Origin of the sequence: Bacillus sp. FSL W8-0920, assembly GCF_038593215.1 — a bacterium.
GTDB classification, from domain to species: Bacteria; Bacillota; Bacilli; order Bacillales; family Bacillaceae; genus Bacillus; species Bacillus pumilus.
Genome location: NZ_CP151974.1, coordinates 2,152,906 through 2,176,276 on the forward strand (window position 1 = coordinate 2,152,906; position 23,371 = coordinate 2,176,276).

30 protein-coding genes, 1 pseudogene and 1 riboswitch are annotated in these 23,371 nt (G+C 41.6%); of the genes and pseudogenes, 4 read left to right on the forward strand and 27 right to left on the reverse strand.

Annotated elements, in window-relative coordinates:
* Positions 1-103 precede the first annotated feature (103 nt).
* Both scpB and NSS78_RS10745 read right to left on the reverse strand, forming a co-directional pair.
* Positions 104-697 (reverse strand): SMC-Scp complex subunit ScpB, encoded by a 594-nt coding sequence (scpB, locus tag NSS78_RS10740; protein ID WP_034661126.1) that lies wholly within the window; start codon positions 695-697, stop codon positions 104-106.
* A complete protein-coding gene (locus tag NSS78_RS10745; protein ID WP_050943826.1) occupies positions 687-1,445 on the reverse strand; it encodes a segregation/condensation protein A in 759 nt (252 codons plus the stop codon). The genes scpB and NSS78_RS10745 overlap by 11 nt, the downstream gene beginning before the upstream one ends.
* Before the next feature lie 208 nt (positions 1,446-1,653).
* Here NSS78_RS10745 and NSS78_RS10750 point away from each other — a divergent pair, with 208 nt between their 5' ends.
* Positions 1,654-1,746, forward strand: coding sequence for a YjcZ family sporulation protein (locus tag NSS78_RS10750; RefSeq protein ID WP_012010430.1), 93 nt, complete (start codon positions 1,654-1,656; stop codon positions 1,744-1,746).
* A gap of 87 nt (positions 1,747-1,833) precedes the next feature.
* Positions 1,834-2,358 carry a DUF309 domain-containing protein gene (locus NSS78_RS10755; protein ID WP_212045943.1) on the forward strand — a complete coding sequence of 175 codons (525 nt, stop codon included), beginning with the start codon at positions 1,834-1,836 and terminating at the stop codon, positions 2,356-2,358.
* Between the two features lie 24 nt (positions 2,359-2,382).
* Here the strand turns inward: NSS78_RS10755 and NSS78_RS10760 are convergent, their stop codons facing one another.
* The 7 genes and pseudogenes from NSS78_RS10760 to NSS78_RS10790 form a co-directional block, all read right to left on the reverse strand.
* Positions 2,383-2,736 carry a GNAT family N-acetyltransferase gene (locus tag NSS78_RS10760; protein WP_106028745.1) on the reverse strand — a complete coding sequence of 118 codons (354 nt, stop codon included), beginning with the start codon at positions 2,734-2,736 and terminating at the stop codon, positions 2,383-2,385.
* Positions 2,737-2,849: 113 nt separating this feature from the next.
* Positions 2,850-3,314: a 6,7-dimethyl-8-ribityllumazine synthase gene (gene ribE / locus NSS78_RS10765; protein ID WP_012010433.1), complete on the reverse strand. Its 465-nt coding sequence runs from the start codon at positions 3,312-3,314 to the stop codon at positions 2,850-2,852.
* A 75-nt stretch (positions 3,315-3,389) separates the two neighbouring features.
* Positions 3,390-3,968 (reverse strand): annotated as a pseudogene (gene ribB / locus NSS78_RS10770) (3,4-dihydroxy-2-butanone-4-phosphate synthase); the annotation flags it as partial.
* 11 nt (positions 3,969-3,979) lie between these two features.
* A complete protein-coding gene (gene ribE / locus NSS78_RS10775; RefSeq protein WP_212045942.1) occupies positions 3,980-4,630 on the reverse strand; it encodes a riboflavin synthase in 651 nt (216 codons plus the stop codon).
* A gap of 253 nt (positions 4,631-4,883) precedes the next feature.
* A riboswitch (FMN riboswitch) is annotated at positions 4,884-5,025 on the reverse strand.
* Between the two features lie 105 nt (positions 5,026-5,130).
* Positions 5,131-5,475, reverse strand: a complete 345-nt coding sequence (locus NSS78_RS10780; RefSeq protein ID WP_003215701.1) for a hypothetical protein — start codon at positions 5,473-5,475, stop codon at positions 5,131-5,133.
* 224 nt (positions 5,476-5,699) lie between these two features.
* Positions 5,700-5,933 (reverse strand): DUF2164 domain-containing protein, encoded by a 234-nt coding sequence (locus NSS78_RS10785; RefSeq protein WP_003215556.1) that lies wholly within the window; start codon positions 5,931-5,933, stop codon positions 5,700-5,702.
* Between the two features lie 209 nt (positions 5,934-6,142).
* Entirely contained in the window at positions 6,143-6,724 is a 582-nt protein-coding gene (locus NSS78_RS10790; RefSeq protein WP_106032594.1) for a TetR/AcrR family transcriptional regulator, read from the reverse strand.
* 250 nt (positions 6,725-6,974) lie between these two features.
* Here NSS78_RS10790 and NSS78_RS10795 point away from each other — a divergent pair, with 250 nt between their 5' ends.
* Positions 6,975-8,231 carry an MFS transporter gene (locus tag NSS78_RS10795; protein ID WP_309216889.1) on the forward strand — a complete coding sequence of 419 codons (1,257 nt, stop codon included), beginning with the start codon at positions 6,975-6,977 and terminating at the stop codon, positions 8,229-8,231.
* Between the two features lie 36 nt (positions 8,232-8,267).
* On the opposite strand, the gene NSS78_RS10800 is transcribed toward NSS78_RS10795, so the two are convergent.
* Complete coding sequence (locus NSS78_RS10800) at positions 8,268-8,705, reverse strand: peptidylprolyl isomerase (protein ID WP_309216890.1); 438 nt, start codon at positions 8,703-8,705, stop codon at positions 8,268-8,270.
* A gap of 321 nt (positions 8,706-9,026) precedes the next feature.
* On the opposite strand from NSS78_RS10800, the gene NSS78_RS10805 reads away from it, so the two are divergent.
* Complete coding sequence (locus tag NSS78_RS10805; RefSeq protein ID WP_003215933.1) at positions 9,027-9,911, forward strand: DUF1002 domain-containing protein; 885 nt, start codon at positions 9,027-9,029, stop codon at positions 9,909-9,911.
* 38 nt (positions 9,912-9,949) lie between these two features.
* On the opposite strand, the gene lysA is transcribed toward NSS78_RS10805, so the two are convergent.
* From lysA to fur, 17 genes are all read right to left on the reverse strand, one after another.
* Positions 9,950-11,275 carry a diaminopimelate decarboxylase gene (gene lysA, locus NSS78_RS10810; protein ID WP_268458455.1) on the reverse strand — a complete coding sequence of 442 codons (1,326 nt, stop codon included), beginning with the start codon at positions 11,273-11,275 and terminating at the stop codon, positions 9,950-9,952.
* A 116-nt stretch (positions 11,276-11,391) separates the two neighbouring features.
* Positions 11,392-12,873, reverse strand: coding sequence for a spore germination protein (locus NSS78_RS10815; RefSeq protein WP_106918382.1), 1,482 nt, complete (start codon positions 12,871-12,873; stop codon positions 11,392-11,394).
* A complete protein-coding gene (locus tag NSS78_RS10820; RefSeq protein WP_309216891.1) occupies positions 12,818-13,426 on the reverse strand; it encodes a stage V sporulation protein AE in 609 nt (202 codons plus the stop codon). The genes NSS78_RS10815 and NSS78_RS10820 overlap by 56 nt, the downstream gene beginning before the upstream one ends.
* A gap of 6 nt (positions 13,427-13,432) precedes the next feature.
* Positions 13,433-13,783, reverse strand: coding sequence for a stage V sporulation protein AE (gene spoVAE, locus NSS78_RS10825; RefSeq protein ID WP_003215479.1), 351 nt, complete (start codon positions 13,781-13,783; stop codon positions 13,433-13,435).
* Positions 13,783-14,799 (reverse strand): stage V sporulation protein AD, encoded by a 1,017-nt coding sequence (spoVAD, locus tag NSS78_RS10830; protein WP_003215736.1) that lies wholly within the window; start codon positions 14,797-14,799, stop codon positions 13,783-13,785. Before spoVAD ends, spoVAE begins: the two co-directional genes overlap by 1 nt.
* Before the next feature lie 12 nt (positions 14,800-14,811).
* On the reverse strand, positions 14,812-15,264 hold the full coding sequence (gene spoVAC, locus NSS78_RS10835) for a stage V sporulation protein AC (RefSeq protein ID WP_003215687.1): 453 nt from the start codon (positions 15,262-15,264) through the stop codon (positions 14,812-14,814).
* Between the two features lie 19 nt (positions 15,265-15,283).
* Positions 15,284-15,700 (reverse strand): stage V sporulation protein AB, encoded by a 417-nt coding sequence (locus tag NSS78_RS10840; protein ID WP_044141069.1) that lies wholly within the window; start codon positions 15,698-15,700, stop codon positions 15,284-15,286.
* Positions 15,690-16,310, reverse strand: coding sequence for a stage V sporulation protein AA (locus tag NSS78_RS10845; protein WP_003215534.1), 621 nt, complete (start codon positions 16,308-16,310; stop codon positions 15,690-15,692). The genes NSS78_RS10840 and NSS78_RS10845 overlap by 11 nt, the downstream gene beginning before the upstream one ends.
* A 113-nt stretch (positions 16,311-16,423) precedes the next feature.
* On the reverse strand, positions 16,424-17,191 hold the full coding sequence (gene sigF / locus NSS78_RS10850; RefSeq protein ID WP_003215778.1) for an RNA polymerase sporulation sigma factor SigF: 768 nt from the start codon (positions 17,189-17,191) through the stop codon (positions 16,424-16,426).
* Between the two features lie 13 nt (positions 17,192-17,204).
* On the reverse strand, positions 17,205-17,645 hold the full coding sequence (gene spoIIAB, locus NSS78_RS10855; RefSeq protein ID WP_012010447.1) for an anti-sigma F factor: 441 nt from the start codon (positions 17,643-17,645) through the stop codon (positions 17,205-17,207).
* Complete coding sequence (gene spoIIAA / locus NSS78_RS10860) at positions 17,642-17,995, reverse strand: anti-sigma F factor antagonist (protein WP_012010448.1); 354 nt, start codon at positions 17,993-17,995, stop codon at positions 17,642-17,644. Before spoIIAA ends, spoIIAB begins: the two co-directional genes overlap by 4 nt.
* Before the next feature lie 162 nt (positions 17,996-18,157).
* Positions 18,158-19,345: a D-alanyl-D-alanine carboxypeptidase family protein gene (locus NSS78_RS10865; protein WP_050943817.1), complete on the reverse strand. Its 1,188-nt coding sequence runs from the start codon at positions 19,343-19,345 to the stop codon at positions 18,158-18,160.
* Positions 19,346-19,469: 124 nt separating this feature from the next.
* Positions 19,470-20,282 (reverse strand): purine-nucleoside phosphorylase, encoded by an 813-nt coding sequence (locus NSS78_RS10870; RefSeq protein WP_003216045.1) that lies wholly within the window; start codon positions 20,280-20,282, stop codon positions 19,470-19,472.
* Positions 20,283-20,294: 12 nt separating this feature from the next.
* Positions 20,295-21,479 carry a phosphopentomutase gene (deoB, locus tag NSS78_RS10875; RefSeq protein ID WP_003215717.1) on the reverse strand — a complete coding sequence of 395 codons (1,185 nt, stop codon included), beginning with the start codon at positions 21,477-21,479 and terminating at the stop codon, positions 20,295-20,297.
* Between the two features lie 151 nt (positions 21,480-21,630).
* Complete coding sequence (xerD, locus tag NSS78_RS10880) at positions 21,631-22,521, reverse strand: site-specific tyrosine recombinase XerD (RefSeq protein ID WP_003215982.1); 891 nt, start codon at positions 22,519-22,521, stop codon at positions 21,631-21,633.
* A 6-nt stretch (positions 22,522-22,527) separates the two neighbouring features.
* Positions 22,528-22,755 (reverse strand): YqzK family protein, encoded by a 228-nt coding sequence (locus NSS78_RS10885; RefSeq protein WP_003215798.1) that lies wholly within the window; start codon positions 22,753-22,755, stop codon positions 22,528-22,530.
* A gap of 118 nt (positions 22,756-22,873) precedes the next feature.
* A complete protein-coding gene (gene fur / locus NSS78_RS10890; protein ID WP_003215577.1) occupies positions 22,874-23,326 on the reverse strand; it encodes a ferric iron uptake transcriptional regulator in 453 nt (150 codons plus the stop codon).
* Positions 23,327-23,371 lie beyond the last annotated feature (45 nt).

The following is a 23,371-nucleotide window of genomic DNA, read 5'->3' on the forward strand; positions in this document are numbered from 1 at the left end:
TTTACCTTCCCCTCATGGCTTTATGACCATTTTATCTGACATCAATAGATGTTAGACCTAAAATCTTTTTTATATTTTATCATACATTTTTCATTCTTTTGAACTATTTTATCTCTTCAAATGTTTGATTGAAGTTTTCAAAAAATAGATCAGCTTCTTCTTGTACACCATCTGCTTCCACATTCTCTGGAAGTGGCGGTAATTCATCCAATGCCTTTAAGCCAAACTGCTCTAAAAAGGTAGGTGTTGTCCCATAAAGAATTGCTCGCCCAGGGCCATCGGCACGTCCAACTTCACAGAGCAGCGCTTTGGCTACTAAACTATGAAGCACCCGCTCTGATTTGACTCCTCTGATTTCTTCTACCTCACTGCGTGTGATCGGCTGTTTATAAGAAACGATTGCGAGTACTTCAAGCGCTGCCTGAGACAAACCTTTGGATGGGGTCTCGACTAATTTTTTCAAATAAATGCTGTATTCCTTTTTCGTCAGCAGCATATATGAATCTGCATATTCAATGAGCTCAATTCCTCGTTCTTGTTTTTGATATTCTTCCTTTACGGCAGACATCATATCGAGTAACGCTGCCTCTTCTACTTCAAGAACAGACATGAGCTGTTTTTTTGTTAAGCCTTCGTCACCTGCTGCATAAAGCAGCGCTTCTATGATGGCTTTCCAATTCACGATATCAAGCGTCATGAATCGTTTCACTCCCTATAATATAAATGTCTTCAAAGTTTCCTTCCTGCTCTAACATGATTTGATGACCTTTCATCAATTCAAGAACAGCAAGAAACGTCACGACAAGGTGCTCCTTTTGATCATGTTGAAATAGAGTCATGAAATTGGTCCGCTTTTTCGTTTTTCTTAAATGGTTCATAATCTCATTCATTTTGTCTTCAATCGGGATTTCTTGTCTTGTAATCCTAGATGGTGCTGGTTTCGTTATTTTCTTTCGGTTCAATACCTTTTGGAACGCACCTAACATATCATACACCGTGACATGCAGGTTTGTGTCCTTCGCTTCCGATTCTTTTGCAAATTCGCTTAAATCACTCGGAGGTTTTGTAAAGGCATTTTGCCTTTCTTCCTCGCGTTCCTTTAGTTCTTGTGCTGCATCTTTATACTTTCGGTATTCAATCAGTTTGCCAATCAGCTCTTCTCGAGGGTCCTCTTCCTCTTCAAGCAAGTCTTCATCAAATAGCTCTTCCTCTTGTTTCGGAAGGAGCATTCTGCTTTTAATACTCAGGAGGGTTGCAGCCATCACCAAATATTCACTTGCCACATCAAGTTCAAGCTCCCTCATGGTATGGACATATAATAAATACTGCTCCGTAATTTTAGCAACGGGAATATCATAAATATCAATTTCCAACCGGTTGATTAAATGTAAAAGTAAGTCCAATGGACCTTCAAACGAATCTATTTTCACCTGATATTCCAGCATTTTTTCTCACCATTTCTACTGTCTTCTAAGTACCGTTTCACCGGCTAACCTTTAGTATAAGACAGGATAAAGCTCTCGTCCAATATAATTTCGACCATGATGTCCTAGGCAAAATAAGAAAAACAGTGGTTTCGCCCATACCACTTAGGGCATTTATACATAGAATACCATTGTAAACAGAACTGATGAAAAAGGAGGCCGTATCATTATGGGAGATGGCTATAACTTTGGCGGAGGTTTCGCGCTTATTGTCGTGCTTTTCATCTTGCTGATCATCGTTGGCGCGGCTTGGGTTTATTAAAGAAACAGAGCGTCCTTTCACGAAGGGCGCTCTTTCTTCTTTTCTTTTCAATATGTTAGACTGAGAGTGGAAAAGGAGATGACCACTGTGTATCCTGAAGCGTACGTGGCTTTTTTACATGAATTTCATACGACAAGAGATTATTTTGAGTGTCATGAAATTCTTGAGGAATATTGGAAGGAAGACCCGCCTGAGCAGCGCAAAGAATATTGGGTTGGCTTCATTCAGCTTGCCGTTGCTTTGTATCATCAAAGACGGGGAAATGGAAAAGGTGCAAAACGGCTCATTTCAAATAGCCTCCACTTGCTGGAAGCAAACCGGCCCGTATTATCGAACCTCGGTCTGGATGATGAGGCGTTTCTCAAACTTCTGAGAACGCTGAAGAAGAAAATGGCTGAAGACATGCCCTACGAAAGTGTGATGCTCCCGATTAAAGATGAAGCGCTCCTGTCTCTATGCCAAGAAATGGCTCAAAAAGACGGACTGATCTTTGGCCAGGAGAGCAACTTATCCCACACATTTTTGATCGAAAAACATAGACTGCGTGACCGGACAGATGTATTGCTTGAACGAAAAAAGCAAATCGAACGTAAAAAAAGCAGAGGACTGTAGCCTCTGCTTTTACATGTGTGATATTTAATTTGTTTCGCTGTGACACCTATGAAAGAAGCCTTGCGTTAATTCATTTGGAATGAGTGTTTTGGTTTTGAATACCTCTTCCACGGCTAAAACCATTTCCTTGCCGATTCCTTGATCTCGATGGGATGGATTCACACTAATATGCTCGATTTGTACTTGGTCGTCTGTTTTCAACACACCAATAGCACCTACGATATCCTCGCCATCTTTCCAAAGGAACAGCTGCCGATTTTCATCCATTTCATATGACTTCATCGTCTGCTGAAGCTGTTTGACGTCTTTCTCACCCGGCATGAAGGAGAGTAGCCCCATGGCAATTTTTTCAAAAGACCTCTTATAACGAATTAACATATATACCCCTCAATATTCAAATTATCCTTATGTCCAGCAAATGTCTCACGAATCATTTGCTCATCACACATTATAAACATTTTTATACCGTTTTTAAACTCTTTTTCACTAAATTAACGAAAGGTACGGTTGAGATTCGCCATTTCAATGGCAGCTGCAGCCGATTCGCTGCCTTTATTTCCAGCTTTTGTACCGGCTCTTTCGATAGCTTGTTCAATGGATTCTGTTGTTAGTACACCAAAGATAATCGGTACTCCTGTTGACATGGCACTTTGAGCAATTCCTTTAGCGGCTTCATTACAAACATAATCGTAGTGAGTTGTTGCGCCCCTGATTACAGTTCCAAGTGTAATGACAGCATCATATTTCTCTGTTTCAGCTAGTTTTTTTGCCATGTACGGAATTTCAAAAGCACCCGGTACCCACACGACATCAATATCGTCACCGTTTGCTCCGTGTCTGAGCAATGTATCTTCTGCTCCGTCAAGCAGTTTACTTGTAATAAAATCATTAAATCTCGCGACGACAATTGCAAATTTTAATCCTTCTGCTACTACATGCCCTTGTATTGTATTCATATGTTGATCATCCTTTTTTGTGATTTTTTATTTTGTTTCGATAGCTGCTGTTTCTTTATTATTTAAATAGGTTTGCAATGCTTCTATTGTCAGCATCTTTAAACCGTGCTGTTTTTGGATTTCTTTTAGTTCTGGAACACGCGCCATTGAGCCATCTACATTCATGATTTCACAAATGACACCCGCTGGCTCTGAACCTGCCAGTTTCGCAAGATCTACCGCCGCCTCTGTATGACCTGGTCTTTCTAGTACGCCGCCTTCTTTTGCAATGAGCGGAAATACATGACCTGGGCGGGCAAATTCTTCTGGTGTTGCGTCTTTATTTAACATGGCAAGCATGGTCGTAGAGCGCTCAAAAGCACTAATACCAGTCGTCGTTGTCACATGATCGATGCTCACTGTAAAAGCTGTATGGTGTGCATCTGTATTTTGTTCTACCATTGGATGCAGGTTCAGGTGTTTGGCAATCGACGCATGGACCGGTGTACAAATGAGACCTCTTCCATGTAAAGCCATAAAGTTAATCACTTCAGGCGTGGCATGCTCAGCAAGTGCCACAAAATCTCCTTCGTTTTCTCTGTCTTCATCATCCACTACGATAATGATTTCTCCTTCTTTCAGAGCATTTACTGCTTCTTCTACTAAATGATACATACAATCGCCTCCTAGAATCCGTGCTCTTTTAAAAATGATGGGGTCAATCGGGATGGCTGCTTTCCGCCTTGTTCTTTTGTTAAAAAGCGATAGATGTATTTACCGATCATGTCACACTCTATATTCACGATCTCTCCCATAGATTTAGTCGGGAAAATAGTTCCTTCAAGCGTATGAGGAATAATAGAGACTGTGACGTGTGAATCTTGCAAATCGAAAATGGTTAAGCTGACACCATCTATTGCGATCGAACCCTTTTGCGCGAGCATATCTGTGAGGGTCTTGTCCATCTCTAAATCATAGTAAATAGCATTACTTTTCTTTTCTATTCGGGTAATGACTGCCGTCCCGTCAACATGGCCTGAGACAAAATGACCTCCGAATCGTCCATTCGAGGACATGGCCCGCTCTAAATTCACTGGACTGCCTGATGTCAGCTGATCCAGTGATGTCGCTTTGACCGTTTCTGGCATCACATCTGCTGCGAACTGTGCTTTTGTAAAGCTTGTGACTGTAAGACATACACCATTGATCGCAATACTGTCTCCGAGGTGAACATCTTCTAGCACACGGCTGCACTGAATGACAATTTCTATGGCATCTGCTGACTTTTTGCTTAATGACTGAACTGCACCTACTTCTTCAATTATCCCCGTAAACATGTGATCCTCCCTTTCTTTTCATTTGTATTTCTCACTTTTTAAAAAAGCGATGTTAGGGACATGTGATCGATTGAGCACCTTCGTCGCTTTTTATGGTCCATACAAGGTAGATGAGGGATCACCTAATAAACACTGCATGCCGGTCTATTCACTACATGAACATACAGAAAGCCCCGGAAAAATTCCGGGGCTGTGGCTTTTTTGCATCAGAAATAAAACTATGATCGATAAATATTTTTCGTTCATAGCTTTCTTTATCCTTCTCCCATCCAGACTTTCACTGTCGGCTTCAGCTTTTCACTGAATCAACCGTTAATAAATTAACGGGTCACGGGCTGTAAAGCATTTGCTTTATTACCGTCGGTCGGGATTTTCACCCTGCCCCGAAGGATACAATCGATATTTAGCTGTCCTTAGGGGCTATTATAGCGATCCTTGTTGTCAAATGCAACAATCAAGATTTCTCACAAAAAAAGCCTCCTTATAGGAAAGGAGACTTGTTAATTAACGACTTTTACTACTTTTATAAGACCATCTATTCTCTTTTCATTACTAAAGTAGGCTTTAATACGATCACCTTTCTTCAAGTCGGCCACATCATCTTCGAACTTCTTTCCACTAAAAATGATTTTTGTGCCGTTTTTTGCTTGACCGTAATATTCATCTCCGTCAATTTTCGTAATGGTATATTCATAGATGGTATAATCTTTATCATTATTTGTTAAGCTTTCACCAATGGCTGTTGGCACATCTTCAATTTTCATGCCATTCATGTATAAATAACCTGCGCCTAAACAAAGCAGTAAAACAAATAAGATGGCCATTTTCAATTTAATTTTCCCCATATTTAGAACCTCCATCATCTGCACTTCGCCTATTTGTATGTTTTATTCCTTCTTTTGATGAAATAAAACCAAAAAAGCTGTTTTCCATTAATGGTTACTTATATAACGATTGAGATGGACTTTTGGTTCCACCTTTTCATCATTACATATGATACGAATATGCGTTCTTTATTAAGGGGGTCTCTTTCCTCTTTATCAGTTAGCAAGGCGCACATTATTGATGATCATCTTTTTTCGAGTGCAAATAAATCTTCCTCTAACAATTGCGATCTCTGAACAGCGATGTTCCGGCTGTCACGAACCCCTTGATTATAATAGTAGCTTCCAAGGTTTTTTGTGATAAATTCTAGTATATTGATGGCTGCTAATTCACCAATTTCTTCTTCTCGTTCTTCGGCAAAGTAACGCTGAATGGCAATCATCATTTGATTTTTTTCTTCTTTTGTTAATGGTTTCAAATTATCTCCTGCTTTCTTTCAGCCTGACCACGCTTTTTAGATTTGTACTGACAATGTGGCGACACCCACAAATACGAATGTTTGTTCTCTTATCATATCACAAAATCGAATTTTGTCCACCACTGTCCTAAAAGAAAAAGCGTATTTTGATATTTAGTTCAAAATACGCTATCACTCTTATTGAAGGAGGATACCATAGCATGTTGTCATTATTTTAATATGGAAAGTATCGTCGCTACAGAATGATCTACAAATGAACGTTCTGGACGAGATTTCATGAGGACGGTCAGTCCTATGAAAGAAACGACCAGTGTTTGTGCTAAAGCTTTAGCATTCAGGCTACTTTTGAGCTCACCCGAGCGAATACCTTGAACAATTCTTTCTTCGAAAATAACGGAAAGATACATCTGATGCTCTCTTGTCAGAATTTCAAATTTCTCTTCGTGTGGCGCAAGTTCCACTATTGTATTGATGCAAAAACACCCTTTACTCGGACCATCTCTATATTCCTCTTCTACTAAATCTGCAAATAATGTATGAAATGCTTCCTTGACAGAAAGTTTGTTTTGAAGTTTTGTTCGAATATGGGCAGCATGCTGCTTTGTATATTTGCGTAATGCAGCCTCAAATAATTCCTCTTTATCTCCAAACGCTGAGTATAAACTTGGCCGCTGTATTCCCATTTTTTCAGTCAAATCGCTTAATGTAGTGGCCCTATACCCCTTTTCCCAAAAAAGCACCATTGCCTCATCCAATGCTTTTTCCTTGTCAAATTCCCGTTGTCGAACCATCAGCAATTCCTCATTTCAACATTAAAATTTCTTCACAAAGTCAGGTATCTATTTTTTGATATTATTGTCTATTTGATTACCAATCGGTACATTATAATTTTATTTTATCGACGTATGATTGTCAAATTTCCTTCCTCTTTCAAGATGAAAGTATTGACTTTAAAATGTTTTGTTGGTTATCCTTAACAGGAATCATAATATATCGATCAGTATATTATACTTTTTAGTACAAAAGGAGACGACGACATGCATGGTGAAAGAAAGAATCACTTCCATAGAACATCTTGATTTGGAAACGGCTCATTTACAAAACAAACCGAAGCAAGCGATGACTCGCTATATGGCTCTGCTTTTTGCGTCAGCCTGCGGGATGGCAGTTGCAAACATATACTTTGCACAACCGTTATTAGACTCCCTCGCATCCGAGTTTGGTATCACCTATTCATCCATTGGCATTGTCATTACGATTACTCAGCTTTGTTATGCACTAGGACTGCTACTGATCGTACCACTTGGTGACCTGTTCAATCAAAGGCGGCTCATCATGGCTCAGATGCTAGTATCCGTGTTATCTCTGATTGTAGTCGGCATCGCCCCTACTGCCACCGTCCTGTTTATAGGGCTGGCTTCCGTCGGCATGCTTGCTGTGGTCACTCAGGTACTCGTAGCGTTCGTAGCGACATGGGCTGCTCCTGAAGAACGAGGCCGTATCGTGGGCTTGGTTCAAAGTGGCATTGTGATTGGTATTCTTCTCGCACGAACGTTTGCTGGTGTACTAACCGATCTCGCCGGCTGGAGGTCAGTCTATCTCGTGTCTGCCGTTATGATGCTCATCATAACCTCCGTGTTATACCGGTATCTCCCGCGGGCTGATAGCGAGAGAGCGTCAATATCCTATATGAAGCTGCTTGCTTCAATGTTTACATTGTTCAGACAAGAACAAATTCTGCGCATCCGAGGCATACTGGGTTTTCTGATCTTTATCGTGTTTGGTACGTTGTGGACTTCGCTCGTGCTGTCTCTCAGCAGCTCGCCACACAATCTTTCACATACGGCGATCGGTGCATTTGGTCTTGCTGGAGTTGCCGGAGCATTAGGCGCTACTCGGGCAGGAAGCCTTGCTGATCGAGGCTTAGGACAATTAACAACTTGTATAGCCCTTGTCCTATTATTCGTTTCATGGTTTTTTATCTTTTTCACTGAATATTCACTCATTTTATTAATCATCGGTATTATTATTCTTGACCTATCTGTGCAGGCCGTACATGTGACCAACCAAAGTATGATTTTCACAGTGCTGCCTGAGGCGAGAAGCCGGCTCACTGCTGCTTATATGATTTTTTACTCCATCGGCAGTGCGACTGGTTCCATTGCTTCCACTAGCATATACGCAAACAATGGCTGGAGCGGAGTATGTTTATTTGGCGCCTCTGTTAGCGCTATTGCCCTTTTTTATTGGTTCATCACCTACCGCCTCACGGAACAAATAACCGTAAAATCAGATTGATAATAAAAAAACACCGCGTTTAAGCGGTGTTTTGGATTAAGCATCGAAAACTTCGACTTTTTCCATTCCTTGGCCTTGTTCCATATCTAGAACAGCCTCGATACCAGATATTACTTTGCCAAAAACAGTGTGAACACCGTTTAAGTGCGGCTGCGGGTCATGGACGATAAAGAATTGGCTGCCGCCCGTGTCTTTACCAGCATGCGCCATTGATAATGAACCTCTTTCGTGTTGATGTGGATTCCCTTCTGTTTCACATTTAATTGTGTAACCAGGACCGCCTGTTCCATTACCGTTTGGATCGCCACCTTGGCTTACGAAGCCTGGGATGACGCGGTGGAATTTCAATCCATCGTAGAAGCCTTCATTCGCTAATTTTTCAAAGTTTGCTACTGTACCTGGAGCAGCCTCTGGGTATAGTTCAAACTCAAGTTTCTTACCATTCGTTAGTTGTATGTATCCTTTTTTTGCCATTTTTCACATTCTCCTTTCAGGTTAAACAACGCTCATTATAGCACATTTTCGGTCATGTTAAACATCCCCTGCTCTTTGATTGTGATTTACCTCTTTTCTTAGGATTGATACAATAGAAGAGCTTGATCCTTTTTTCCTATTAAATTGATAACAGAATGAGCAACAGGTCTTTATTTATTGGAAAAGGAAAACATCTTAAAAAGAAAATTGAAACGTCGAATCGATTTGTTACGTCTATATGATGGAGTACATTTCTTTACGTGTACTCAAAAGATGAGTTTCTCTTGAAAGAGGAACCCTTTCGACTTGAAGGAGGTCAACATGTTTAAAAAATCAATGCTTAGTATGATGGCAGCGCTCCTTTTCCTCATTGGTGCGCCAAAAGTCAGCTTAGCGGATGCAGCTGTCGGCGATGTCATCGTCACACTTGGGCAAGACTTAACTCCGGCTGATCGCCAAAAGGTGCTTGACGAGTTGAATCCACCTGAAAATGCGACAAAAATTGAAGTAACCAATAAAGAAGAGCATGAATATTTAGGAAAGTATATCCCCCGTTCTTCTATCGGGACGAGAGCATTATCATCTTCATCTATCACCATTGAAAAATCAGGTACTGGTCTGACTGTGGATACACATAACATCAAGACCATTACAGATGAGATGTATTTAAATGCTTTAATGACAGCCGGTGTCAAGGATGCCAAGGTTGTTGTGACTGCACCGTTTGAAGTTTCTGGGACAGCCGCACTGACAGGTTTATTAAAAGCCTATGAAGTGTCTAGCGACAAAGCCATTCCAGAAGATGTGAAGCAGGTAGCAAACGAAGAGCTTGTGACAACGTCTAAATTGGGTGACTCTATCGGGAAAGACAATGCTTCTGCCCTTATTGCAAAAATCAAAGATGACATTGCGAAAAATGGTGTCCCTAAAACAACAAAAGAAGTAGAAGAAAAAGTGGATCAGGCTGCTTCTGATTTAAACTTAAATCTAACGCAAGATCAAAAGGATCAGCTTATTTCACTATTCGATAAAATGAAGAACATCAATATCGATTGGAACCAGGTAGGATCTCAAATCGATAAAGCAAAAGACAAGATTACGAAATTCATAGAATCAGATGAAGGGAAAAACCTACTTCAAAAGATTTGGGATTTCTTTGTCTCCATTTGGAACGCGATCGTCTCTGTATTTACTGGAGGTAAATAAGTCATTATAAAAAGCTGCCTGATGTACAGGCAGCTTTTTTACGTAGATGATTTCACTTTTGATTGATAAGGTAAATCAAGTTTGACAATGTCCGCATATGTTTCACGTTCAACCACAAGCTGCGCTTCCCCGTCTTCTACAAATACAACAGCCGGACGCGGGATGCGGTTATAGTTATTTGACATACTGTAGCCGTAAGCTCCGGTACAAAAGACAGCTAATAAATCTCCTTGTGATAACTCTGGCAGATCGATATCCCAAATAAGCATATCTCCGCTTTCACAGCATTTCCCTGCAATAGAAACTGTTTGATTGTGCGATTGGCTCATTTTGTTGGCACTTGCCGCTTCATATTTCGCTTGATATAATGCTGGACGAATGTTGTCACTCATTCCCCCATCTACCGCAACATAATCGCGAATGCCAGGTACGTGTTTTGATGAGCCGATCGTATAAAGCGTTGTTCCTGCGTCACCAACAAGAGAGCGGCCTGGCTCAATCCAAATCTCCGGTATATCAAACTCATAGCGTGTCACGTTCTCTTTTACAGCTTGGATAATTTTCTCGACGTATTCTGTCGCAGGAAGTGGTTCATCTTCTTCTGTATAACGGATGCCAAAGCCGCCGCCTAAGTTTAACACGGTCGAAATAAAACCAAATGATTCTCTCCATTCTTCCAGCTTCAAAAAGATCTTGTCTGCTGCAAGGACAAAACCAGCTGTATCAAATATTTGTGATCCGATATGGCAATGAACGCCTAACAGTTCGATCACTTCTGATCCAAGCACTTGTTTCACCGCTTCATCTGCTTGTCCATTGTGAAGGTCAAAGCCAAATTTGGAATCCTCTTGGCCTGTTGTAATGTAATCATGCGTATGCGCTTCGACACCTGGTGTGATACGGAGCAGCACTTTCACCTGTTTTGACAGCTCTTGACCAAGCTCTTCAATGAGCTTCATTTCGTAGAAATTATCTACAACGATACAGCCGATCTCGTGCTCTAACGCCATTTTTAATTCATCTCTACTTTTATTGTTGCCATGGAAATGAATTTTTTCTACCGGAAACCCAGCGCAAATGGCTGTGTGAAGCTCCCCGCCTGATACGACATCAAGAGATAATCCTTCTTCCTTGGCAAGCTGAAACATCGCGATGGAGGAAAATGCTTTACTCGCATATGCTACCTGCGCTTTTAACTCTTCTTCTATAAATGCTTTTTGAAAGCTTTTTGCACGCTCCCGTATTAAAGCCACATCATATACATAAAGTGGTGTCCCATACGTTTCAGCTAAAGAAACGGCATCAACACCACCAATTTCTAAATGACCGAGTTCATTTTGTCTGCAAGTGCCGTGTAAATACAATGTCATTCCCTCTTTCTCCGCCTCGGCTGAAAAAAGACAGCTGCGTGAGCTGCCTTTTTGCCGTTTCTCAAAGTTAAAAATACAATATCACAATCTTCAGCCACTTTCAATGAGCGTTAAGAATTTGGCGGAATTTTTGATCTGTTTTGAGGGTGAACAATGCTTGGCCTTACTTTTGAGCCAGGAACAGACGTCCGAATCAGCACTTGCCACAAAGCCTTCCCGTTAAAAGGAAGAAATGGCCACATATAAGGCGTCTGCAATGAACGAATGGATGTTAAGTAGATGAGTAACAACGTAAAACCAATGATGAGTCCATTCAGCTTAAAGATCGCCACGAGCGCTAATATGATGAGTCGTACAATCTTATTGGCGACACTCAGCTCATAGCTTGGGGTTGTAAATGTACCGATTGCCGCTAGTGAGACGTATAAAATGACCTCTGGTGTAAATAAACCGACATCAATGGCAATTTGCCCAATTAAAACAGCCGCAATCAGCCCCATGGCGGTCGACAATGCAGTTGGCGTATGAATTGCAGCCATCCTTAAAAATTCTACCCCAAAATCAGCTAGAAATACTTGTAAAATCACTGGGATATGGGATGGTTTGTTAAAGCCAATATAGCTTAAATTATCTGGCAGAAGACTTGGTTCAAGGATAAACAGAAACCAAATTGGTAAAAGAAACGTTGAACATAAAATGCCTAAAAAGCGTACCCATCTTAGGAACGTACCAACTGCAGGTGCTTGGCGGTATTCTTCTGCATGTTGAACGTGGTGAAAAATGGTGGTTGGCGTAATGATGACACTAGGAGATGTATCCGTAATAATGATGACATGCCCTTCTAGTATATGGTTAGCGGCGACATCTGGACGCTCGGTGTAACGTACAAGGGGAAAGGGATTGTATCCTTGTTTAATAATGAATTCTTCAATCGTTTTATCAGACATCGTCAGCCCATCGACTTTGATTCCTGATACTTCTTTTTCTATAATATCTACAAGATCCGGGTCTGCAATATCTTCAATATAGCAAACACAGACATCCGCTTTTGAACGTTCGCCTACTTTGAGCATTTTGTATCGCAGCTTTTCATCCCGTACTCTTCTTCGAATCAGCGCTGTATTCACAATAATGTTTTCAACAAAGCCGTCCCTTGCTCCCCGGACAACCTTTTCTGTATCCGGCTCCTCAGGCATTCTGCCAGGATAGCTTCTAACATCAATGATAAATGCGTAGTTTTCACCTTCAACTACAACTGCCACAAGGCCCGACAGCACTTGGTCTACCGCTTCATCAAGTGTTTCAACCTTTGAGACCTGCTGATTGACAAGACGATTCTCAATCACACGGGCCATGTCATCTGATTCAGGTTCGTTGTCATTGATTTCAACTAGCTCTTTTAATAAGTAGATGACATACTGTGTATCACACAGTCCATTTACATAGTAAAGTTGGATTTCCTGATCGTGTATATAAATTTTCCGCACGCCAAGGTCAAAGCTGAGACCCATTCCGACATTTTCTTTAAAGTAATCTTCATTTTTCTTCGGATCTCGGTACACGTTTACCTTGTCTTTCTTCATGGAAACCACTCCTTTCTAAAATTAATTCAACTGCTTTCATTGTGATCGGAGATCCTTTGCTCAGATCATCTTTCCGTCCCATTTTGCCAATATCTCCAATTCCAACAACAAACGGCAGATCGAGCGAGTCAAGACAATACACGGTATCTCCGCTCATTTTATGAGGCTCCATTTCGGGAAGACCATGCTTGTCGACACCGTATTCTGTCAGTTCACCCTCCCGGTCAATGGAAACATGAACCTTTGTCCATTCAGCTTGATGCGTTTTGGATGCAACGGCGATCGCCCCAATGACTTCAATTTTAGGATGACGCGCCACATGCTTCATCGCTATCTCCCCTGTTCCTTCACCTGTCAGGCCAGAATCATCAAACATGACAAACACTGGATCATTCGGCGTTTTTAAAATCATCTGCACAAGTTCAGGTCCTGTTCGTTTGCTTGGATTTCCTTTTGAGCTGGAAATACATCGCCCACCGACATTTTTAGCAGCAAGCTCAATGGTTTTGGCAGCATATATATCTCCGTCTGTCACTAAAATGACTTTTCGTCTTTGCCCCATATTAGGTTATCCTTTCGGTTTAAAGATAAGAGCGATAATAAATGAGAATAAAATCGCAGCTGAAATTCCAGCAGAAGTTAATTCAAAAATACCGATCCCGATTCCGATGAACCCGTGTACATCTGCCTGATGCATCGCTCCATGAAGCAAGCTATGACCAAAGCTGACGATTGGTACGGTTGCGCCCGCACCCGCAAATTCAATAAATTTATCATAAATACCGAATCCGTCTAAGATGGTGCCCGCCACAACAAAGGTGGTCATGACATGTGCAGGCGTAAGTTTGAGTATGTCTAGTAAAAGCTGACCAATGACGCAAATAAGTCCGCCTGCAACAAAAGCGATAAGATAATCCATTAGCTCTCTCCTCCTGCACGCTCAAATACGACACCGTGCGCAATGGTTGGAATGGTCTCTTTTTGCTGGACCATCATTGGACTTAGAAGCGCTCCGGTTGCCACAACGAGTACTCTTTGCAGATTTCCTGCTTTCATTTCTTGAAAAATGTGACTAAATGTCACAACAGCTGAACAAGCACAGCCGCTCCCACCAGCGAATACATTTTGATCGGGTGTATAGATGATTAAACCGCAATCATCATGCTTCCTCCCAAGCTGAATGCCTTCTTCCTTCAGAAGATCCTTTAAGATTGGTGAACCAATACCAGATAAATCCCCTGTTAAAATCAGATCGTAATCGTCCACCGTTCTTCCGAGGTCTTCTAAATGCTGCTTGATGGTATCTGCCGCTGCCGGAGCCATGGCCGATCCCATGTCAAATGGATCTGTAATTCCAAGATCCATCACCCTGCCTACTGTAGCGCTTGTAATTTGAATTGGAGAGGTCTCCTGGCTAATAATAACGGCTCCGCTCCCAGTGACGGTACTTGTGGCTGTATCTGGCTTTTGTCCGCCGTATTCTGTTGGATTACGAAATTGGCGTTCTGCCGTTGCATTATGACTGCTTGTCGCTGCAATGGCTCTATTGGCAAAACCGCCATCAATGAGTGCTGACGCAATGGCGACCGATTCCATTGAGGTTGAGCATGCCCCAAACAAACATAGAAACGGGATTTTTAGTTCTCTCGCCACATAGTTTGCTGTGACGTTTTGATTAAGTAAATCTCCTGCCAGCAATAGATCAATATCGCTTTTTTGCAAATTTGCTTTTGATAAAGCACTGGATATCGCATCTTCCATCAGTTTTCTTTCAGCCATTTCCCAGTTCTTTTGATCACAATGCATTTCGTCATACGTTTTATCAATTAAATGACCAATCGGTCCTTCTTTTTCTTTCGGCCCTGCAGCTGTTCCCTCTGCATTGACGTAAAGCTTGTGCTCAAAAACCCAAGATTGTTTACCTGTTAGTTTCACGTTTCATTCCTCCTACGAAAACATCTTTTCCAAGACGTATCGAATGATCCCTACGACATATGCCGAGACGACACCAAATACAATGACGTTCCCAGCGAGCTTAAACATATTTGTGGCAACCCCTAAAACAAGCCCTTCACTTCTATGCTCAAGGGCAGCACTTGTCATACTGTTTGCAAATCCTGTCACCGGAACAGCCGATCCCGCTCCGGCAAACTGGCCGATTCTATCGTAAATACCGATACCAGTTAATATAGAAGAAATTAAAATGAGGGTCGCCACTGTTGGGTTCCCTGCTGTTTTTTCATTAAAATCAAAAAAGTGAATATAGAAATGTTGCAGCCCCTCGCCTATGGCACAGATCAATCCGCCAACAAGAAAAGCCTTGATGCAGTTGAGGACATAAGGAGGTTTAGGCTGATACGTTTTCACCTTAGATGGATAGTTCTCTTTTAAACTCGACACGGTTGTTCCCTCCAAATTTTTAAATATAAATCAGCCAATGGAATAGTGAACCAAATACTTTGCCTAAGACAATGGCCATGAGAAGCAAAACAATTTTCCCGTCCATTCCAATTCTTTTCGTTAATATAGGAAGTACATTTAATACTTCAGTCAGCGCAGCTGCAAGCATGCCGACGAAAATGCCTGCTAAAAGACCGATCGGGAGCGCCAGCCATTTGGATAAATGCAAATGCACCTCGCTCAAGGTTGCCCAGCCGCCAACGACCGCCCCGGTGATGACAGCTGCCTCGTATCCTTGTATGAAGCGCTGCGTTTTCGTTAATTGCATTAAACGAGGGATGATGCCAAGCACTGTGAGAAATGCCACAAACCCTGCTCCTACCGTTAAACCGCCGCCAAGTCCAACTAACGCGACAAAAAGCCACTTACCGATCATGGATATCTTTCATTGTCTCTTTATTTTCTTTAAGGGCGACATAATGATCGAGATCGAGCTGATATTTAAACATCTCCACTTCGAGCGGGCTTGGTTCTTCATTTAAACGCTTTTTAAATACATGATTGAAAAATAAAATCATGCCAAAGCCTAGTCCAAAGCTATATGGAATTTGCAATAAATAAGGATGCTCAACCGTTTTTCCTGTGATCATTTCATATAGGCGGATATGAACGAGCCGCATACTGACATCCTCGTGGAAATTCATAATGGCAAGCGCCGCTCCGACAAATAATAGGAGCCACACGAACACAAATAAAATCGGAGAAAGCTGGCGTTTGCCTGTATCAATTTCAACAATGGCTTCAGCGCCTCCGACGGTTTGAATGTCGATGTCTGGCCATGTTTTTTTGATCGTTTTGACCACATGCATGATATCAAGAACGGCGATGTGACGATCCTTTTTACTGACATGATATATCGGCATCTTGCTAAGCTTTTGTACAGCAAACTCATCACCAGTGATTTGGGCGATATCTTCTAAATAAATGAGCTGATCATTACCGGTCTTAATGCGATGGCGCAGCCGAAGAAAGATTTGTCCGTCCATCCAAGTCACTTCCTATACGATGGGTTAAAAATAGTATGTGGTGAAAAATGGTTCTCATACCGAGAGAACTTGATTTACCGGTAATTACCACACGAAAAAGCCAGCCGAATTGGCTAGCTCTCTTTTTGATCCATTTGCATTTGGATTTGTTTTAAAATTTTCTTTTCGAGCCGCGAGACTTGTACTTGTGAAATGCCGAGTCTCTCCGCTACCTCAGATTGTGTTTGATCTTTATAATATCTTAAGTACACAATGAGTTTTTCTCGTTCTTCTAATTCCTTGATCGCTTCTTTCAGCGCGATTTTATCAAACCATCTTTCTTCTGAATGATCGGCAATTTGATCAAGTAATGTAATCGGGTCCCCGTCATTTTCATACACCGTTTCATGAATCGACGACGGCGTTCGGACCGCTTCTTGGGCGAGGACGACATCCTCTGGTGTGATATCAAGATATTCGGCTATTTCCTGGACGGTCGGCATTCTTCCGTGAGACTTAGACAATTCATCTCTTGCCCGCCGGATTTTATTACCAAGTTCCTTTAGTGACCGGCTGACTTTGACTGTTCCATCATCTCGAATGAATCGCTGGATTTCACCAATGATCATTGGGACAGCATAGGTCGAAAACTTCACATCATATGACAAATCAAATTTATCAACAGATTTTAGCAGTCCAATACAGCCAATTTGAAACAAATCATCTGGTTCATATCCTCTATTTAAAAAGCGCTGAACAACGGACCAAACAAGACGCATGTTTTTTTCTACGAGGAGGTCTCTTGCTTGCTGATCACCGTCTTGGCTTTTTTTGATGAGCTCTTTGACTTCATCATTTGACAGCTGGGCTTTTTTTGCTTGCTTTTTTACCTCCACATCCATATGAGCAGCTCCTTTAATTACAAAGCGCTTTGCTTTTTGATAGATGCTTTGTTAAACGGATGGTTGTGCCCATTTCTGGAGATGAGTCTATCATGACATCATCCATAAAATTCTCCATAATGGTAAAACCCATTCCAGAGCGTTCTAAGTCTGGTTTTGTCGTGAAAAGCGGCTGTCTTGCTTCCTCAAGATCTGTAATGCCCATCCCTTCGTCACGGATGGTGAGGTACACAACATGGTCATCAAGTGTGACTTCGATATGCACCTTGCCATCTGGATTCCCATCATAGCCATGGATAATGGAGTTTGTCACCGCCTCTGACACAACGGTTTTGATTTCTGTTAATTCATCTAATGTCGGATCAAGCTGGGCGATAAACGCCGCGACTGTCACCCTCGCAAAGGATTCATTTTGACTTAAAGCAGAGAAGGTCAGGTTCATTTCATTCCTCATGATGCCACCCCCAATGTTTGCAATGCCGTTTGCTCTGAAGGCTCCATACGGATGATTTTAAATAAGCCAGACATATCAAATAACCGGTTCACTGCTGGCGAAATAGCACAGACGACCATTTCTCCGCCAAGCTGTTTAATTTCTTTATATCTTCCTAAAATCACTCCGAGACCTGAGCTGTCCATAAACGTTAAATCAGCCAAATTGAGCACGATGTGGCGAATGTCCTCTGTTTCCAAATAATTCGTCACCTTTTGTCTCAATGTTTCTGCGGAGTGATGATCGAGCTCTCCTGTTAATCGAATGCAAAGTACGCTCTCTTTTACTTGAAAATCAATATCAAGGCTCATCTTTTTATTCCTCCTTGCTCTAATTTCGGATAAAGATTGTTTCTCTTTTTTATCAAGTAAATCCTTCACCATGACAAAACTAGTGACCATTCGTCACATTTAGATGTTCTTTTCTACTTCCTCATAGCAAAAAGACTGCCTGTTTCAGCAGTCTTTCACATTTTATTTCCATTTCACAAATTCAGCCATCGCTCGTTTGAAGAATGTCCAAACGCCCGCTTTTTCCATTCCTTCTTTGGCTTGTACAGGGCTTTCATGCAGCACTTTTCCGTCTTTTTTCAAGACAATGGTTCCAAGTTCCGTTCCTTTTGAGAATGGAGCCGTAACATCCTGAGACAATTTGATTTCTTTTTTAATCTGATCCACATTTTCGCCTTTTTTCGTTAAAAGGGAGATTGGTTCAGAGGTGACAAGCTGAATTTTTTTCTTTGTCCCTTTGCTTACCTTGATTTCAGCTACATCTTGTCCTCGTTTGTAAAGTGGGTGTGTGGTGTATTGACTAAATGCATAGTCTAACATTTTGACCACTTGAGCGTTTCTGTCTTTCGGTGTACTTGCGCCGAAGACAACTGCAATGACGCGCATGTTTCCTTTTTTAGCGGTTGCGGTCAAACAGTATTTGGCTTCGCCTGTAAAACCTGTTTTCAACCCATCGACACCTGGATAAAATTTAATCAATCGGTTCGTATTCACAAGCCAGAATTTTTTATCGGTGTTTTGACGGAGATAGTCTTCGTAGACCCCGGTGAATTTGGTGATTTGTTCATATTTCAACAGCTCTTTTGCCATTTTTGCCATATCATGAGCTGAACTGTAATGGTCTTTTTCAGGAAGTCCTGTTGGGTTTTGAAAGACCGTAGAGGTGAGGCCGAGTTCTTTTGCCTTTTTGTTCATTTGCTCCACAAACTGTTCTTCAGATCCTGCAATATGCTCTGCCATGGCAACTGAAGCATCATTTCCAGACGCAATCGCAATGCCTTTCAGCATTTCTTTCACGGTCATTTCTTCTCCAGGTTCAAGGAAGATTTGTGACCCTCCCATTGAAGCTGCATAGTCGCTTGTTCTTACCTTGTCAGTCATTTTCAGCTTTCCTTGATCAATGGCTTCCATGATGAGAAGCATCGTCATGATTTTGGTCATACTTGCGGGTGCCAGCTTTTCATCGCTGTTTTTGTTGTAAAGCACTTTTCCCGTGTCACGTTCTATTAAGATGGCTGATTTGGCTTCGTGCACCAATTCTGATGTTTGTTTTTCTTCTGGTTTTTCAATCTTTTCTTTTGCTATCGCTGATGGTGAAACCATTGAGATAAGGATCATTAAAATAAACAATGCACATATATGACGTTTCAAGTGGCAGACCTCCATTATCGTAATCCTTTCTATTTTTTCCTCATCGAGGCTGTTTTATTCAGAGATCGTATGATTGCCATAAAAAAAGCCTTCTGTCGATAAACAGAAGGCTTCTTAAAACATGCTATGAGAGTTGTTTGACAATGTCTTTTACTAAATCAAGGAAACTCGCTTTCACTTTTTCGGTTACTTCAATGACTTCATCATGAGACAGCGGCTGATCTAAAATACCTGATGCCGCATTAGAAATGCATGAAATACCTAGCACTTTGATTCCTGCATGACGCGCAACAATCACCTCTGGAACCGTCGACATGCCTACAGCATCTGCGCCAAGTGTTCTAAGGAAACGAACTTCAGCCGGTGTTTCATATGAAGGACCTGTCATCCCTGCATAAACACCCTGCTGTACAGATATGCCTAACCGCTGAGCTGTTTCTTCTGCAAGTGCCAGCAAATCTTTATCGTATGGGGCAGACATATCAGGGAAACGAACGCCTTGACTGTCATTTGGACCAATTAATGGATTGGTCCCCATCATATTGATATGATCTGTAATCAGCATGAGATCGCCTGGATGGAATGAAGTATTCACACCGCCGGCTGCATTTGTCACGATGCATGTCTCAATGCCAATTTCTTTCATCACACGGACTGGAAACGTCACTTGCTTCATATCATATCCTTCATAGAAGTGAAAACGTCCTTGCATCGCACATACGACAGTGCCTTTCAGCGTCCCGATGACGAGCTGTCCTGCATGACCCTCTACTGTTGAAATAGGGAATCCAGGAATATCTTCATATTTCAATTTGATTGGATTTTCAATCTCATCTGCTAAAATGCCAAGCCCTGAACCTAAGATCAATCCAACTGTTGGTACGTATGTCGATGCTTGTTTAATGTATGCCGCCGCTTCTGAAAACTGTGCTCCCACGAGATTTCCCCCCTATTTGAGTTTAGATAAAAAGCTTGTGCCGTATTTTGGCATCGTTGTCTTGAAATTGTCTGCGACCGTTGCTCCAAGATCAGCAAAGGTTTTTGGAGTTGGCAGTTCATTTGCTCCTTGATGCTTTTTGCTGTAAGCAATGAGCGGAACGTATTCTCTTGTATGATCTGTTCCGTGATGAACCGGGTCATTTCCATGATCTGCTGTAATGACAAGAAGATCATCCTCTTTTAACAGATCAAACACTTCAGGAAGACGGGCGTCAAATTCCTCTAGTGCTTTTCCGTAACCCTCTGGATCTCTTCTATGTCCGTAAAGGGCGTCAAAATCAACAAGGTTTAAAAAGCTGAGTCCCGTAAAGTCTGTTTTAAGTGTATCAACCAGCTTGTCCATTCCGTCCATGTTCGATTTTGTTCTGAGAGAAGAGGTGATTCCTTCTCCATCATAAATATCAGAGATTTTGCCAATCGCAATCACATCGAGCCCATCATCTTTCAGCTCATTCATCACTGTTCGGTCAAATGGTTTTAAAGCATAGTCATGACGGTTCGGTGTTCTGACAAATGCGCCAGGCTCCCCGACAAATGGACGGGCGATAATGCGGCCAACCATATATTTTTCATCTAATGTGAGCTCACGTGCAATTTCACAAATACGGTAAAGTTCATCTAATGGCACCACTTCTTCGTGCGCAGCAATTTGCAGCACAGAATCCGCAGATGTATAAACGATTAGATCGCCTGTTTTCATGTGCTCTTCGCCAAGCTCGTCTAAAATTTCAGTACCAGACGCAGGTTTATTTCCAATAATGCCTCTGCCTGTTTTTTCTTTTAGTTCATTTAATAGTTCATCTGGGAATCCGTCTGGAAAAACTCTGAACGGTGTGTCTATGTAAAGACCCATGATTTCCCAGTGTCCTGTCATTGTATCTTTCCCATTTGATGCCTCTTGCATCTTTCCATAATACGCAAGCGGCTTCTCATCCGCTGGAATTCCTTTGATTTCTTTAATATGACTCAGCCCAAGCTTCGCCATATTCGGCATATGAAGCCCGTTCATTTTTTCAGCAATATGTCCTAGTGTATCTGCACCTACATCATTAAATTCAGCAGCATCAGGTGCTTCCCCAATTCCTACTGAATCCATTACGACGAGGAAAATGCGTTTATACTGATAATCAGGCATTAAAAAGCGCCTCCTTCAATATTCTTGTCTTTTAACCTTTCAAAAAGAGAGGTCTGACATCTCAAGTATAAACCGTTTACAAGCCGGTTGACAACCATAAACGGTGCAAACATGAAAAAGCGTGACACACGTTCACCGTGTCATGCTTTACTTATGCCCTTGGATGGAATTTGTGATACACATCTTTCAGTCTTGTTTTCGTCACATGTGTATAAATTTGTGTTGTCGAGATATCGGCATGTCCGAGCATCTCCTGCACAGCTCTTAGGTCTGCACCGTTTTCAAGCAGATGCGTGGCAAATGAATGCCTGAGTGTATGGGGTGTGAGTTCCTTTTGAATCCCTGCTTCGAGAGCTCTTTTTTTCAGATTCTTCCAGAAACCTTGCCGCGACATTTTTTTCCCGTGATGATTGAGAAATAAGGCATCTGCCGGCTGTTTTTTTAACAGCTTGCTTCTTCCCTTTTCGAGATATTCTTCAATCGCACTTGCAGCTGCTTCACCAATTGGCACAATCCGCTCTTTTCTTCCTTTACCGAAACAACGGATAAAGCCCATTGTGAGGTGAACATCGGCAAGGGTCAGATCCAGCATTTCACTGACGCGAATGCCTGTCGCATATAAGAGCTCGAGCATCGCTTTGTCACGGTAGTCAAATGGAGTGTGCTGATTTGGTGTATCAAGCAGCTTTTCGACTTCCCCTAGTGAGAGAACTTTCGGTAATTTCCGCTCTGTTTTTTGCGTTTCAATGTTCCATGATGGATCATCTGTTGTCACTTTTTCCCGGAGCAGAAATTGGTGGAAGGACCGGATCGAGGAGAGATGCCGCACTGACGTTTTGCTCGATTTCCCTTCCTCTTTTAGCTTTTTTAAATAATGAATGATATGCAGGCGTGTGACATCTTTTATATCCGTCAGCTGCTCATGTGTCATTAAAAAAGACAAGTAGTTCTGTAAATCTCGTTTATAAGAAACAATGGTATTTTCAGAGAGTCCTCTCTCTACTGTCATAAAATGAATAAAGTCGGATAATTGATCGTTCAATGATTTCTACTCCCCGTTTTGATAAAAATAAATCAATCGGTCTTGCCAGTTGTCTTGATTCGGCTGATCCATTTCCATCACTTTAATTGCTGCACCCTCTGGTTTATCATAACGATGGTAGCTTTCATATTCTGAATTTATCCATATCATAGCATAATAGAACAGGACGGTAAAACCAGTGAACAAGATAAATACCTTCATCACTTCACCTGTTGTTTTGAGCCATTTTCGCATGATTCTCATGTCCTTTCTCGAGCTTCTCATTACTTCAGCATATGCCAGGTGGGACAAGGAATATACAGCGAAAATGCAAAAAACCTCTTCATCTTAAATGAAAAGGTTCCAATTCGGATTATTTGCCGGATTCATCATCATGACACCGGTGGCAAATACCATGGAATGTCAATCTATGATCCTTAATTTTAAATTTCCAGTCACGTTCAATAATCTCTTCAACATCTTCTAATAAATCATCTTCTATCTCATCGACTGTCCCGCATTCCATGCAGACAAGATGATGATGGAAGTGAGCGGCTCCTTCTTTGCGAAGATCATATCGCGAAACGCCGTCTCCAAAGTTAATTTTATCAACAACTTTCAGTTCAGTTAGCAATTCTAACGTTCGATAAACAGTAGCAAGACCAATTTCAGGAGACTTCTCTTTTACGAGGAGGTATACATCTTCTGCACTTAAATGGTCTTCTTCATTCTCAAGCAGTACTCTTACTGTTGCTTCACGCTGTGGCGTGAGCTTATAGCTGGAAGAATGAAGCTGTTTCTTAATTCGATCAATCCGATTTTCCATTGACTTTCCCTCCTACGCCACATTACTTGATCATTATATCAAATG

Coding starts and splice junctions, on each gene's coding strand:
- scpB (WP_034661126.1), bottom strand. CDS start 697: ATGACGCTTGATATCGTGAATTGGAAAGCCATCATAGAAGCGCTGCTT.
- NSS78_RS10745 (WP_050943826.1), bottom strand. CDS start 1,445: ATGCTGGAATATCAGGTGAAAATAGATTCGTTTGAAGGTCCATTGGAC.
- NSS78_RS10750 (WP_012010430.1), top strand. CDS start 1,654: ATGGGAGATGGCTATAACTTTGGCGGAGGTTTCGCGCTTATTGTCGTG.
- NSS78_RS10760 (WP_106028745.1), bottom strand. CDS start 2,736: ATGTTAATTCGTTATAAGAGGTCTTTTGAAAAAATTGCCATGGGGCTA.
- ribE (WP_012010433.1), bottom strand. CDS start 3,314: ATGAATACAATACAAGGGCATGTAGTAGCAGAAGGATTAAAATTTGCA.
- ribE (WP_212045942.1), bottom strand. CDS start 4,630: ATGTTTACGGGGATAATTGAAGAAGTAGGTGCAGTTCAGTCATTAAGC.
- NSS78_RS10780 (WP_003215701.1), bottom strand. CDS start 5,475: ATGGGGAAAATTAAATTGAAAATGGCCATCTTATTTGTTTTACTGCTT.
- NSS78_RS10790 (WP_106032594.1), bottom strand. CDS start 6,724: ATGGTTCGACAACGGGAATTTGACAAGGAAAAAGCATTGGATGAGGCA.
- NSS78_RS10795 (WP_309216889.1), top strand. CDS start 6,975: ATGGTGAAAGAAAGAATCACTTCCATAGAACATCTTGATTTGGAAACG.
- NSS78_RS10800 (WP_309216890.1), bottom strand. CDS start 8,705: ATGGCAAAAAAAGGATACATACAACTAACGAATGGTAAGAAACTTGAG.
- NSS78_RS10805 (WP_003215933.1), top strand. CDS start 9,027: ATGTTTAAAAAATCAATGCTTAGTATGATGGCAGCGCTCCTTTTCCTC.
- NSS78_RS10820 (WP_309216891.1), bottom strand. CDS start 13,426: ATGGGGCAAAGACGAAAAGTCATTTTAGTGACAGACGGAGATATATAT.
- spoVAE (WP_003215479.1), bottom strand. CDS start 13,783: ATGGATTATCTTATCGCTTTTGTTGCAGGCGGACTTATTTGCGTCATT.
- NSS78_RS10840 (WP_044141069.1), bottom strand. CDS start 15,700: ATGATCGGTAAGTGGCTTTTTGTCGCGTTAGTTGGACTTGGCGGCGGT.
- NSS78_RS10845 (WP_003215534.1), bottom strand. CDS start 16,310: ATGGACGGACAAATCTTTCTTCGGCTGCGCCATCGCATTAAGACCGGT.
- sigF (WP_003215778.1), bottom strand. CDS start 17,191: ATGGATGTGGAGGTAAAAAAGCAAGCAAAAAAAGCCCAGCTGTCAAAT.
- spoIIAB (WP_012010447.1), bottom strand. CDS start 17,645: ATGAGGAATGAAATGAACCTGACCTTCTCTGCTTTAAGTCAAAATGAA.
- spoIIAA (WP_012010448.1), bottom strand. CDS start 17,995: ATGAGCCTTGATATTGATTTTCAAGTAAAAGAGAGCGTACTTTGCATT.
- deoB (WP_003215717.1), bottom strand. CDS start 21,479: ATGCCTGATTATCAGTATAAACGCATTTTCCTCGTCGTAATGGATTCA.
- NSS78_RS10885 (WP_003215798.1), bottom strand. CDS start 22,755: ATGCGAAAATGGCTCAAAACAACAGGTGAAGTGATGAAGGTATTTATC.
- fur (WP_003215577.1), bottom strand. CDS start 23,326: ATGGAAAATCGGATTGATCGAATTAAGAAACAGCTTCATTCTTCCAGC.